At 62.1% G+C, this 12,296-nt stretch carries 11 protein-coding genes and 1 pseudogene; 7 read left to right on the top strand and 5 right to left on the bottom strand.

Going from position 1 to position 12,296, the window contains the following annotated elements; all coding sequences use genetic code 11:
* Nucleotides 1-160 precede the first annotated feature (160 nt).
* From NTD84_RS02175 to NTD84_RS02165, 3 genes and pseudogenes are all read left to right on the top strand, one after another.
* Complete coding sequence (locus NTD84_RS02175; RefSeq protein WP_084323843.1) at nt 161-496, top strand: hypothetical protein; 336 nt, start codon at nt 161-163, stop codon at nt 494-496.
* A 184-nt stretch (nt 497-680) separates the two neighbouring features.
* A pseudogene (locus NTD84_RS02170) lies at nt 681-911 on the top strand (type II toxin-antitoxin system RelB/DinJ family antitoxin); the annotation flags it as partial.
* The gene (locus NTD84_RS02165) at nt 871-1,191 is read left to right on the top strand and encodes a type II toxin-antitoxin system YafQ family toxin (RefSeq protein ID WP_315975557.1); all 321 of its coding nucleotides are present in this window, start codon (nt 871-873) and stop codon (nt 1,189-1,191) included. The pseudogene NTD84_RS02170 and the gene NTD84_RS02165, both read left to right, overlap by 41 nt.
* 61 nt (nt 1,192-1,252) lie before the next feature.
* On the opposite strand, the gene NTD84_RS02160 is transcribed toward NTD84_RS02165, so the two are convergent.
* The 4 genes from NTD84_RS02160 to NTD84_RS02145 all read right to left on the bottom strand — a co-directional run bounded on the left by NTD84_RS02160 (nt 1,253) and on the right by NTD84_RS02145 (nt 6,906).
* Complete coding sequence (locus NTD84_RS02160) at nt 1,253-2,815, bottom strand: amino acid permease (RefSeq protein WP_262163283.1); 1,563 nt, start codon at nt 2,813-2,815, stop codon at nt 1,253-1,255.
* A 160-nt stretch (nt 2,816-2,975) separates the two neighbouring features.
* Nucleotides 2,976-4,136, bottom strand: coding sequence for an iron-containing alcohol dehydrogenase (locus tag NTD84_RS02155; RefSeq protein WP_262163191.1), 1,161 nt, complete (start codon nt 4,134-4,136; stop codon nt 2,976-2,978).
* A 3-nt stretch (nt 4,137-4,139) separates the two neighbouring features.
* Nucleotides 4,140-5,525 carry an aldehyde dehydrogenase family protein gene (locus NTD84_RS02150; RefSeq protein ID WP_262163188.1) on the bottom strand — a complete coding sequence of 462 codons (1,386 nt, stop codon included), beginning with the start codon at nt 5,523-5,525 and terminating at the stop codon, nt 4,140-4,142.
* Between the two features lie 7 nt (nt 5,526-5,532).
* Complete coding sequence (locus NTD84_RS02145; protein ID WP_262163184.1) at nt 5,533-6,906, bottom strand: glutamine synthetase family protein; 1,374 nt, start codon at nt 6,904-6,906, stop codon at nt 5,533-5,535.
* A 211-nt stretch (nt 6,907-7,117) separates the two neighbouring features.
* Here NTD84_RS02145 and NTD84_RS02140 point away from each other — a divergent pair, with 211 nt between their 5' ends.
* From NTD84_RS02140 to NTD84_RS02130, 3 genes are all read left to right on the top strand, one after another.
* Nucleotides 7,118-7,507 (top strand): c-type cytochrome, encoded by a 390-nt coding sequence (locus NTD84_RS02140; protein ID WP_262163181.1) that lies wholly within the window; start codon nt 7,118-7,120, stop codon nt 7,505-7,507.
* A gap of 97 nt (nt 7,508-7,604) precedes the next feature.
* Nucleotides 7,605-8,312, top strand: coding sequence for a TetR/AcrR family transcriptional regulator (locus NTD84_RS02135; RefSeq protein ID WP_262163180.1), 708 nt, complete (start codon nt 7,605-7,607; stop codon nt 8,310-8,312).
* Nucleotides 8,302-9,078, top strand: a complete 777-nt coding sequence (locus NTD84_RS02130; protein WP_262163179.1) for a pyrroline-5-carboxylate reductase family protein — start codon at nt 8,302-8,304, stop codon at nt 9,076-9,078. The genes NTD84_RS02135 and NTD84_RS02130 overlap by 11 nt, the downstream gene beginning before the upstream one ends.
* Nucleotides 9,079-9,135: 57 nt before the next feature.
* On the opposite strand, the gene NTD84_RS02125 is transcribed toward NTD84_RS02130, so the two are convergent.
* Nucleotides 9,136-11,172 (bottom strand): NADH:flavin oxidoreductase, encoded by a 2,037-nt coding sequence (locus NTD84_RS02125; RefSeq protein WP_262163178.1) that lies wholly within the window; start codon nt 11,170-11,172, stop codon nt 9,136-9,138.
* A 197-nt stretch (nt 11,173-11,369) separates the two neighbouring features.
* Here NTD84_RS02125 and NTD84_RS02120 point away from each other — a divergent pair, with 197 nt between their 5' ends.
* Complete coding sequence (locus tag NTD84_RS02120) at nt 11,370-12,275, top strand: glycine betaine ABC transporter substrate-binding protein (protein ID WP_262163175.1); 906 nt, start codon at nt 11,370-11,372, stop codon at nt 12,273-12,275.
* Nucleotides 12,276-12,296 lie beyond the last annotated feature (21 nt).

Genomic DNA, 12,296 nt, shown 5'->3' with positions numbered 1-12,296 from the left:
CTCGACAGGCCCGTCGGGCGACGGGTTCAGCGTGAGCGTTGCGCTGCTCAGCCATGGCGGATGCCGGTTTGCTTGGCGTGATACCAATCGGCCACCAGCTCCGGTAGAGTGTGCGCCGCTCGAGAGATGGATCCCGGGCGTTTACTCATGGAGTTACACAGTGAATTACCTCAGCAAAGTGGTTGCCGTTTCCCTGTTCGGTCTGGTTCTCGCCGGCTGCACCGGTGCACCAATGAAGACCCAGCAATACGACGCCAGCCAATACACCGTGGTTGGCCACAGCGAAGCAAGCGCCACCGGCCTGCTGCTGTTCGGCGTCATCCCGATCCGCCAGAACAGCCGATTCGTACGCGCGCAGGACGCGGCCATCAAGGCCAAGGGCGGCGATGCACTGATCAACACCCAAGTGCAGGAAAACTGGTTCTGGGCCTGGGTCCTGACCGGTTACACCACCAAGGTGTCGGGTGATGTGGTCAAGCTGAAGAACGTTCAGTAAGCCTCAAAACCACCTGACCCTGTAGGCGCGAGCTTGCTCCGGGCGGCGTTCCGACGATGCACTCGAGTACGACGCGGGCTATCTGAACGTAAGCGGCGCACTGGCGTCCATCGCCAGCAAGCCGGCTCCTACAGGTTCGTTTTTTATTCATGGTTGCGAATGACCGTTCAGAAGCGGCGGGGCACGTGCTACGCAAGTGTTGAACGCTTGCGGCCTGAGCATCAGTGACGCCATGCGTCTTTTTCTTCGTCAGGTCGTGGCGACTCAGGGCCTTCCATTTGAGATACGCGTACCGTCGGAAAAAACGGAGCGTGCGATGATGGAGGCACGAGAAATTCGCCAGCGGTTCGACTCGATCGACGACATGTTGACGGATGCTGATGGCGAAACCGGACAGGAAGCCAAAGCGCGCTGAGCTGCCCAGACAGTGCGCGCAAACATCGCAATTCAAAAAGTCGTGGGAGCGCTACAAGCGTGCCGGCCGGCGTGACATGAATGAAGTTCGCCAAGTAATGGTCATGCTTTTTCTTGGGGAACAGTTGCCCGCCGAATATCTTGATCATGGGTTGACGGGAGACTGGACGGGATTCAGAGAGTGTCACATGGGTGGTGACTTCTTGATGATCCATGAGCACACCCGTTGCGATCTGATCACATTCGTTGATCTCGGAAGTCATTCCGAACTGTTCAAGTAGAAACGTTTGTACGCGCACATGGAAAAGCCCCGTTTCCGGGGCCTTTCCAGCTGCGGATAGATCAGCTCCCCACCCGCTTATTCAACGCCGCCTCAGCCGCCGCAATTTCCGCCTGGCGCTTGACGATCAAATCGCCCATTGGCGGGCCTTGAAAGCGTCTAGCTTCAAACCCGAACCAGACAATCGCCGTCAGTACCAGGAAGCCGATGGTGATGTACAGCGCCCAGTCGTTTGGTGGCTGGATGCCGATGATGAAGATCACCACCATCGACAGCACCGAGAGGATGGCGAACAGCGCATACAAGCCGCGACCCATGTTCCACGGACCCATGGTTGGCCACTTCGCGGTGCCGTAGGCGAACAGGCCGAGCACGATGGGGATGATGAAAGAGAAGAACAGGAAGATCACCGTGCAGGACACCACGATGGTGTACACCGGCGTCGCGCCGATCGAAATCACCGACGAGCCCCAGTCGAACAATACCGCCAGGGTTGCGCCGGTCCAGATCGCCGCCACCGGGCTGCGATAGGTCGGGGACACCGAGGCCAGCGCTTTCGAGCAGGGCAGGCCGCCATCACGGGAGAAGGCGAAGATCATCCGTGACACCGAGGTCACGGTCGCCAGCCCGCAGAGAAACTGCGAGATGAAAATCGCCACGTACAGCGCAAGTTTGATGGTGGGATTGACCTGGGTGTCCATGGCCCAGAAGAACACGTTCCAGCCCTGTTTCGCCGCGTCGTCCATGTTCGGCAGCATCAGCACGAACGAGCTCAACATCACCCAGCCGAACAGCAATGACCAGATCACCGACATGACCATCCCGCGTGGCACCGACATCGCCGCATTGCGGGTTTCTTCGGAGGTGTGCGCGGAGGCGTCGTAACCGGTGATGGTGTAGATCGGCAGCAGCAGGCCGAGCATGAACACCCAGCTGTTCGACACCTGTGGCCAGACACTGGCGCCCGCTTCGCCGGAATAGTTGCCAAAGGTCCACAACCGCACGAATTCATAACTGGGCGCCGAGATCAGGCAGACGATGGTCAGCGCAAGCGCCGTGGCGAAAATCAGGTAGCCGGAGAAGTCGGTGAGCTTCGCCGTCAGGCCGATGCCCAGGTGGTTACACAAGGCCTGGACGCCGGTCAGGATCGCCAGAAAAATCACCCTGACCGTGGTGGTGTCCTCCATGCCGAGGGCCGGGCCGAAGGCACCGAAAAAGAAGTAGTAGGTGCCGACGTTGATGGCGCCGAGCACGGTGACCAGCCCCAACAGATTGAACCAGGCGGTCAGCCAGCCGGTGAAGCGGTTACCGAGAATCGAACCCCAGTGATAAAGGCCGCCAGCGGTGGGGTAAGCCGAGGAAATCTGCGCCATGGCCAGGGCGAACACCCCGGAGATCAGGCAGCCGATGGGCCAGCCGATACCAATCGCCGCACCGCCGGCACCCGAGGTGCCCTGGGCCAGTGAGTTGATACCGCCGGAGAGGATGCAGATGATCGAAAAGGAAATCGCGAAGTTGGAGAAAACCCCCATTCGTCGCGAGAGTTGCTGGGCATAGCCCATGCTGTGCAGCACCTTGACGTCCTCGTCGTGCGCGTCGGTGCCGGGCTGGCTTGCTGGGTTCATCATGTGTGCCCCTTCAGGTTGGGTACAGGCCGAACTGAGCCGCCGTAGGCTCGGCCTTGGTTTTCTGCAGGAGCGAGCCTGCTCGCGATGGAGGTCAACGATTACGCGGGCAACCTGACACCCCGCGTCGTCCTCAAGTCCATCGCGAGCAGGCTCGCGCCTACAGACGGCCGTCGTATGCCGCTGCGAAAATCTGCGCTGCGCCGTCCCGGTCGAGCGGCACTGGGTTGCCGCCGGCCGAGGGGTCGACCTGCGCCATGTCGGCGATCAGGTCGGCCTGTTTGTCGTCCACCCCCAGTTCGAACAGGGAGTGGGGCACCGCGATGTCCTTGCGAAGCTTGAGGACGAACGCCAGGAAGCTGTCGAAACCCGGGGAGGGCAGTTGCAAATAAGCGGCCAGGCGCGTGATGCGTTCTTCAATGGCCGCACGATTGAATGTCAGGACATAGGGCATCAGCGTCGCATTGGTCATGCCGTGGTGGGTGTCGTACAACGCACCAATCGGGTGGGCGAGGGCGTGCATGCCGCCAAGGCCTTTCTGGAAGGCAGTGGCGCCCATCGCCGCGGCCGCGAGCATTTGCCCGCGCGCCTCAAGGTCCGAAGGGGTGTGCACGGCGCGCACCAGGGCATTGGCCACCAGGCGCATGCCTTCTACCGCGATGCCGTCGGCCAGCGGATGAAAGCCGGGGGCGCAGTAGGCTTCCAGGCAATGGGCGAACGCGTCCATGCCGGTGCCGGCGGTGATCTTAGCCGGCATGCCGACGGTGAGCGCCGGGTCGCTGATGACCACCTGCGGCATCATTTTCGGATGGAAGATGATGCGCTTGGTGTGGGTGCTTTCATCGATGATCACCGCCGCGCGGCCGACTTCGGAACCGGTCCCCGCGGTGGTCGGCACGGCAATCACCGGGGCGATCCGGCTTTCGTCAGCGCGGGTCCAGTAATCGCCAATGTCTTCGAAATCCCACACCGGTCGGGTCTGGCCGCTCATGAAGGCGATGAGCTTGCCCATGTCCAGCCCGCTGCCACCGCCGAAGGCGACCACGCCGTCGTGCTGGCCACTGCGCCAGGCGTCGAGCCCGCCCGCGAGGTTGGCTTCCACCGGGTTGGGCTTGAGGTCACAGAACAGCGCGGCGCCCAGCCCCGCTGCACGCATCGATTCCAGCGCCGCGGTGGTGATCGGTGCGCGCGCCAGGCCGCTGTCAGTGACCAGCAGCGGTCGCTGAATACCCTGGCTGCGGCAGACCTCGGCCAGTTCGGCGATGCGACCGACCCCGAAGCGAATGCGGGTGGGGTAGTTCCAGTTTCCAGTCAGGTTCATGGCCTACACCTCGTGGCGCAGATGAAAGGATTTGGCGCGGGTCAGGTGCTCGTAACCGAGGCGCGACAGGGTGACGCCGCGTCCGCTGTTTTTTACGCCGGTCCAGGCCAGCGCGGGATCGAGGTAATCGCAGCGATTCATGAACACCGTGCCGGTGACGATCTGGTTGCCGAGGCGTTCGGCGGCGGCGAGGTCCTGGGTCCACAGCGACGCGCTGAGCCCGAACGCGCTGTCGTTCATCAACGCGATGGCTTCGTCGTCGCCCGCTACGGGCATGATGCCGACCACCGGGCCGAAGCTTTCGTCGCGCATCACCGACATCCGATGGTTCACGTTCACCAGCACCTGCGGCGCCAGGTAGGCGCTACCCGGCGCATCGGCGGGAAATGCCTTCGGATCGATCAGCGCCGTGGCGCCCTGGGTCAGCGCTTCGGCGATCTGGCCGCGGACAAAACCAGCCGCGCTGGGCGACACCAGCGGACCCAGTGTCGTGGCTTCGTGCAACGGATCGCCCAACACATATTGCCCGGTCAAATCGACGAAACGTTCGACAAACGCCGGGAAGAGGTGTTGGTCGACATAAATGCGCTCGATCGCGCAGCAACTCTGCCCGGAGTTGAAGTAACTGCCATCCACCAGGTTTTCCACCGCGTGTTCCAGGTGGGCATCGGCGCGAACGTAGGCCGGGTCCTTGCCGCCAAGTTCCAGGCCCATGCCGATGAACCGGCCCATGGCGGCGGCTTCCATCGCCTTGCCGGCCTCGACCGAACCGGTGAAGTTCACTTGGTGCACACGGCCCGACCCGATGATCTCGGCCGTCTGCTGATGGTCGAGCAACAGGTTATGAAACAAGCCTTCGGGCAGCCTGGCGCGGCGCATGGCTTCGGCGAAACGTTCGCCGACCAGCAGGGTTTGCGTGGCGTGCTTGAGTATCACGCTGTTGCCGGCCATCAGCGCCGGAATGATCGTGTTCACGGCCGTCAGGTACGGATAATTCCACGGCGCGACGACCAGCACCGTGCCCAGCGGTTCGCGTTTGATACAGCGGCGAAAACCGGCGATGGGCTCAGGTTCCACCGCGGCCAATGCCTCGGGCGCGATTGCGATCATGTGGCGCGCGCGTTCGGCAAACCCGCGCAATTCCCCGGCCCCGAAACGCACCGGGCGCCCCATCTGCCAGGCCAGCTCCGGCACGATGTCAGCCTGCATCGACAGCATCGCGTCCACGGCGGCACTGCACAACGCCGCGCGTTCGCTCAGTGGCCGCTGCTGCCACAAGGCCTGAGCAGACGTGGCGGTCGTCAGGGCGTGGTCAATCTGCGCCGCGTCGGCGCACTCGCGTTCGACATAGACCCGGCCATCGACCGGCGAAATGAGCTGAACCGTCATGATCGTCTCAATAGCGCTCGAAGCCGCGCTGCAGTTCCCAGTCGGTGATTCGCCGGTCGTACTCTTTCTGTTCCCACTCGGCGGTGTGCACGTAGTGCTCAACCACTTCATCGCCGAACGCCTCGCGCAACATGCTTGAGCCCTTGAGCGCGGTGCAGGCCTCGCGCAGGGTTTTCGAGACTTCCGGCAAATGCTCATCGACGTAGGCATCGCCCTCGAACGGCGCCGCGAGTTCGAGCTTTTCGTCGACCCCCGCCAGGCCTGCGGCGATCAACGCAGCGAAGGCCAGGTAGGGGTTCAGGTCCGCGCCGCCGATGCGGCATTCAATGCGGATGGATTTGCTCTCTTCGGCACATAAACGAAAGCCGGCAGTGCGATTGTCGCGGCTCCACACCGCCCGCGTCGGCGCGAAGGTGCCGGCCTGGAAGCGCTTGTACGAGTTGATGTAGGGCGCGAGGAAACAGGTGATGTCGTTGGCGTACTTGAGCTGCCCGGCCACCCACGAACGCATCAGTTTCGACATGCCGAACTCGGCCTTGGCGTCGAAGAACAGCGGTTTTTTCGCGTTCTTGTCCCACAGCGAATTGTGGATATGGCTGCTTGAGCCTGCTGCGTCATAGCGCCACTTGGCCATGAACGTGATCGCCTTGCCTTGCAGCTCCGCGATTTCTTTACAGGCATGCTTGATGATGACGTGGTGGTCGGCCATGGTCATGGCGTCGGCGTAACGGATGTTGATCTCTTCCTGGCCGGGTCCCCATTCGCCTTTGGAGTTCTCCACCGGAATGCCGGACGCCTGCAGATGCTTGCGAATCGCCCGCAGCACCGGCTCCTCGCGGGTGGTCTGGAGGATGTTGTAATCCTCGATGTAATGGCCAGCGGTTTTCGGCTGGTGATAGTTGCGCTGGTGGATCGCCTCGTAGCTTTCGTCGAACAGATAGAACTCGAGTTCCGAGGCGAACATGCCGGTGTAGCCACGTTCGCGCAGGCGCTCGACCTGCTTCTTCAGAATCGCCCGCGGGCTGTGGGGCAAGTCTTTGCGATGGTGATGATCGAGCACGTCGCACAGCACCAGCGCCGTACCCTCCAGCCACGGTACGCGGCGCAGCGTGGACATGTCGGGCTTGAGCACGAAGTCGCCATAGCCTTTGCTCCAGCTGGCCGCGGCGTAACCCGGCACCGGTTCCATGTCGATGTCGTCGGCCAGCAGATAATTACAGCAGTGGGTTTCTTCATGGCCGCTGTCGATAAAAAACTCGACCTGGAAGCGCTTGCCGACGAGGCGGCCCTGCATGTCGACCATGCAGACCAGAACGGTATCGATTTCACCAGCGGCAGCCGCGCGTTTCAGCGCGTCAAAACTGAGGAGGGGCTCGGTCATCACGTCATTCCTGCGTGAAAAGGTTGGGCCTGTCTGAGATAGCTGTTGCAGACGCTCTCCAGAAAAACCACAACCCTGCAGAAGCGAGCATCGTGAGCAATAAGCTGTTCACAGCTTAGCCTACTGTTGGATTGTGCAAGTTCGGGTGATCGAAACCTGTCGTTTCAGTTAGGCTGCGATTGCGCCATCGCCATCTGATCTGGAGCCGCACATGATGAAAATTGCCGTACTGACCTTGACCCTGATGCTCAACGCAGGGTTGTTCGCGATGCCCGCGGCCGCAGCCGGTGATGCTGAAGCCGGAGGAAAACTGTTCACGCGGATATGCGGCGGTTGCCATCAGGTCGGCGAGTCGGCACGCGCCTCCTTTGGCCCGCAACTGAATGGCATCTTCGGCCGTCCTTCGGGCAGCACCACGGACTACCAGTATTCCGACGCGATGAAATCCGCCGGCATCGTCTGGACCCGCGAGACGCTGACGGCGTACCTCGAAGCACCGAAAAAAGTGGTGCCCGGCACGCGGATGATTTTCTGGGGGCTCAGCGATCCTGAGAAAGTCGAGGATGTGCTGGCCTACTTGCAGACGTTTCAGCCGCAGTGATCGTCGTCAAACTGTACGTTGATGTACATTCTGTGTACGCAGAAGAGGCGGACGCGTAGAGTGGGGTGACATTTTCAGATCAGGATGGAGCCCGGCGATGACACAGACGGGAAAGACGCGGGCCAAGGCCCAGGACGCGGGCTGGCGTGGCTCGGTCAATGGCTGGCTGGACGCCGCCTACGAGGCTTTGAAGGAATCCGGCGTGGACGCGGTGCGGGTGATGCCGCTGGCGAAGCGGTTGAACTTGTCGCGCACCAGTTTCTATTGGTTCTATGAGGATCGGGAGCAACTGCTCGCGGCGCTGTTGACCCGGTGGCGGGACAAGAACACCGGCGGGCTGATCAGCCAGTGCGAGAGTTATGCCGAGAGTATTTCCGAGGCCATCCTCAACGTATTCGAATGCTGGGTGAACCCGGAGCTGTTCGACTCGCAGTTTGAATTCGCCGTGCGTAGCTGGGCGTTGCAGTCCGATGAAGTCGCCAGCGAAATCGCCACCGCCGACGAGGCGCGGATCACTGCCCTGGCCGCCATGTTCCGCCGCTTTGGTTTCGAGGCCGACGCCGCCGATGCGCGGGCCCGGACCATCTACCTCACGCAGATCGGCTACATCTCGATGAAAACCACGGAGGACATCGTCGTGCGGTTCCGGCGAATTCCGCAGTACGTCAACGTCTTCACCGGCAAGGTGCCGAAGCGCCGCGAACTCGACCGGTTCTTCGGCAAGTTCGGCTATGCGGAAAAGGAGCCCGGTGTGTTCGTCTCGCTGGTCGACACTTTCGAAGAGGCCACGCCTGATGCCGAATAAAACCCTGGGCATCATCGGCGGCACCGGCTGGTTGGGACGTGCCATCGCCGATGCGGTGCTGGAGAGCGGATTCATCACCGCGGACCGTTTGCTCATTTCAAACCGCTCCGGCACCGGCACGTTCGGGTCGCAGGTGCGGGTGCTGGCGGACAACCAGGCGCTGGTGGACCTCAGTGAGGTGGTGATGCTGTCGATCCGGCCCGAGCAGTTTCGCGAGCTGCAGATCGATGCCACGGGCAAGCAGGTGATTTCACTGATGGCCGGGATCACGGCGGACACGATCCGTACCGTCACCGGCGCGCAGAATGTGGTGCGCGCCATGCCGAATGCGATGGTGGAAATCAGGCAGTCGTACACCCCTTGGTTCAGCGCGGGCGACTTGGGCGAAGCGGATCGCCAGTGGCTGCAACGGCTGTTCGAGTGCGTCGGTTCGGCGGACGAAGTGCCGGATGAGGACTGCATTGATTACCTCAGTGCATTGTCCGGTACGGGGCCGGCCTTTCCGGCGATGTTGTACAAGGCGCTGGTCAGTCAGGCGGTGGCGGCGGGGGTCCCCGACACGATCGCGCATCGTGCCGCCCACGGTGTCGTGGTGGGAGGGGGTCAACTGCTTGCCAGTCGTGATCCCCTGCACATGATTGACGCGTTGATGGCTTACCGGGGCGTGACGGCCGCAGCGTTGCAATCGATGGACGATCAGCACATTGACGCCATCGTTGGCCGGGCTTTGCAGGCCGGCGCGGAGGTGGCTCGTCGGGGGATGTAGTCGCCGATTCGCCTTGCCAGGAAATGCCTCCGACCCGGCAGCAGGAGGCGTGGATGTTCAGATTTCCTTGACCAGCCGCAACGCATCGTAGATCGCCGCATGGGTGTTGCGAGCGGCCACGGCGTCACCAATCCTGAACAGCTGAAAACGTCCCTCGGGATGGGTGACGATGCGCTGCGCGTGACCGGCGATCAGGTCGTGCTGCTCGACCGCGCCGCCGTTGCTCGACAGCGGGCGAAGCTCGAAATACAGATCGTCCAGCGGCAGGGTGCCGTGGTTGACCACGACCTGGTCGACGATGCGCTCCTTGTGAACCTGGCCGTAGTCGCTGCCGAATATCGCGACCAGCTTGCCATCGCGTCTTTCGACCGCGTCGACCCGATAGGTGACGGTGAAGGTCACGTCGAGGTCCTGGAGGCTGCGCATGTAGGGCACCAGGTTCATCGCCATCACCTCGGGTGCAAAGGCACGGTCAGGGGTGACGATCTCTACGGTGGCGCCGCTTTGCGCGATGACCTCGGCCGCCTGCAGGGCGGCATGGTCGCCGGCATCATCGAAAATCAGCACCGTGCGGCCGGGCTTGATGTCACCGGAAATAATGTCCCAGGTCGACACCACCAGCTCATTGCCACGGCTCAGCACTTCGGTGTGAGGCAGGCCGCCGGTGGCGACGATGACCACATCCGGCTCGTGGGCCAGCACGGTGTCGGCTTCCGCCCAGGTATTGAAGTGGAATTTAACGCCGAGGCGCTCGCACTGGGCCATGCGCCAGTCGATGATGCCGATCATTTCCCGGCGACGCTCGCTGAGGGCAGTCAGGCGGATTTGCCCGCCCGGCTGGTCCGCAGCCTCCAGCACAGTGACTTCGTGCCCGCGTTCCCCGGCCACCCGCGCCGCTTCCAGTCCGGCAGGGCCGCTGCCGATGACCAGCACCTTGCGTTTGCGCCCGGCTTTGGGAATGTCATGGGGCATCGTGGTCTCGCGACCGGTGGCGGCGTTATGAATGCAATAGGCCGCGCCGCCCTGGTAGATCCGGTCGAGGCAGTAATTCGCGCCCACGCAGGGACGAATGTCCTCTTCACGCTTCTCGATGATCTTGCGCACGATATGCGGGTCAGTCATGTGCGCCCGGGTCATGCCCACCATGTCGACTTTGCCCGAGGCAATGGCGTAGCGCGCGGTGGCGACGTCGGGAATCTTCGCCGCGTGGAAGGTCGGGAACCCGGTCGAGGCGCGGATTTCCCCGGCGAAATCCAGGTGCGGTGAGTTGCGCATGCCCTGGATCGGAATGACATCGGTCAGGCCCGCATCAGTGTCAATGTGGCCACGCACCACGTTGAGGAAATCGACCAGTCCGCTGTCCTTGAGCAGGTGCGACACCTGCAAGCCCTCGCTGGCGTTGAAGCCGCCCGGGAGCATTTCGTCGCCGGTGTAGCGCACGCCAAGGAGGAAATCTTCACCGACGCGCTGACGAATGCCACGCAGGACGTCGAAGGTAAAACGCATGCGGTTTTCCAGCGAGCCGCCGTAAGGGCCGTCGAGGTCGTTGGTCAATGGTGACCAGAACTGATCCATCAAATGCCCGTAGGCCTGCAACTCCAGGCCATCGAGCCCGGCGGCCTTCATCCGTTCGGCGGCGTCGACGTAGTCCTTGATGATCCGCTCGATGTCCCAGTCTTCCATCTTCTTGGGGAATGAGCGGTGCGACGCCTCACGACGGTGGGACGGTGAAACCACCGGCAACCAGTCGGCCTTGTCCCAGCGCGTGCGCCGGCCCAGGTGAGTCAGCTGGATCATCACCGCGGCGCCGTGTTCATGGCATTCGTCGGTGAGGTCCTTCATCCATTTGACCACTTCGTCCTTGTAGGCAAGCACGTTGTTGAACACCGGGGGACTGTCGCGGGACACCGCCGCCGAGCCAGCGGTCATGGTCAGCGCAACCCCGGCCTTGGCCCGCTCGACGTGGTAGGCGCGATACAACGCCTGGGGCATGCCGTCGATCGGATAGGCCGGCTCGTGCGCGGTGGTCATGATGCGGTTTTTGAGGGTCAGGTGCTTGATCTTATAGGGTTGCAGCAGGGGATCGCTGGACATCGTGGTGCGCTCCAAAGTGGGCTTCATCAGGCTCGGCGACTACGAAACTAGGGTAAATGTACATAGGTGTCAATGACCGTAGACACCTATGTACATTTTGCTTGCGCGAGCCAAAAGCCGCCGATAAGATCAGGCTTGAAAGGGTGCTGGGAAGCCGAAGACAACCTGCCAATCACCGCAAAACAGGAAGCCGCCTGATGAACGCTCATTCGTATCGAAATACAGCCTGTGCCTGCCTTCTCGGACTGGTGCTCGGAGCCACCGCGGCGCTGGCCCACGCGGACGAACCCAAGCCCGTGCGCATCGGTTGGGTCAACTGGTCCGACACCGAAATCACCGTCAAGCTCGCCACCGCCGCGTTGCAGGAACACCTCAAGCAGCCGGTGAAACTGGTGATGGCCGACATCGGCATTCAGTTCCAGGCGCTGGCCAACGGCAACATCGACCTGATCCCGATGGTCTGGCTGCCCATCACCCACAAGGCGTTCTACGACAAATACCAGGACCGGCTCGAAGACCTCGGTGTGCTTTACGAGGGACGTATCGGCATGACGGTGCCGACGTCGGTGCCTGTGAGCGAAGTGGCGAGTGTGGAAGACCTCAATAAGCCGGAGGTCAGGGCCAGGCTTGACGGCAAGATCCTCACCTCGGAAGTCGGCAATGGCCAGTACAAGCTCACGGTGAAGGCGATCGAGGAGTACAAGCTCGACGGTTACAAGCTCGTGGCCTCGTCGGAAGCCGGCATGCTCAACGAACTGGACCGCAACCTCAAACGCGGCAAGTGGTCGTTGGTCAATGCCTGGAGCCCGCACTGGATGTTCTCCAAGTACCCACTGCGTTACCTGGACGATCCGAAGAAGATCTTTGGCGGCGCCGAGCAGATTCACGCGATGGCGCGTAAAGGCTTCAGCCAGGAGTACCCGGAAGTGGCGTACTTTTTCGCCCATTACTCGGTGCCCCAGGCGGACCTGGAAGCGCTGATGATGCAGGCACGTCAAAGCTCTGCCGACCAGGTGGTGGCCGCTTATTACGCTGCCAACAAGCCGCGTTTCGAGGCGATGTTCGAGAAGGGCGCGCAGTCTGTCAGCAGCGTACAGCCTTGATGGAACGGCCGACGAAGAACG

Source organism: Pseudomonas sp. 14P_8.1_Bac3 (genome assembly GCF_025466085.1).
Classification (GTDB): Bacteria; Pseudomonadota; Gammaproteobacteria; order Pseudomonadales; family Pseudomonadaceae; genus Aquipseudomonas.
The sequence above is the reverse complement of the archived record's forward strand: the minus strand, read 5'-3'. Positions and strand labels throughout refer to the sequence as shown.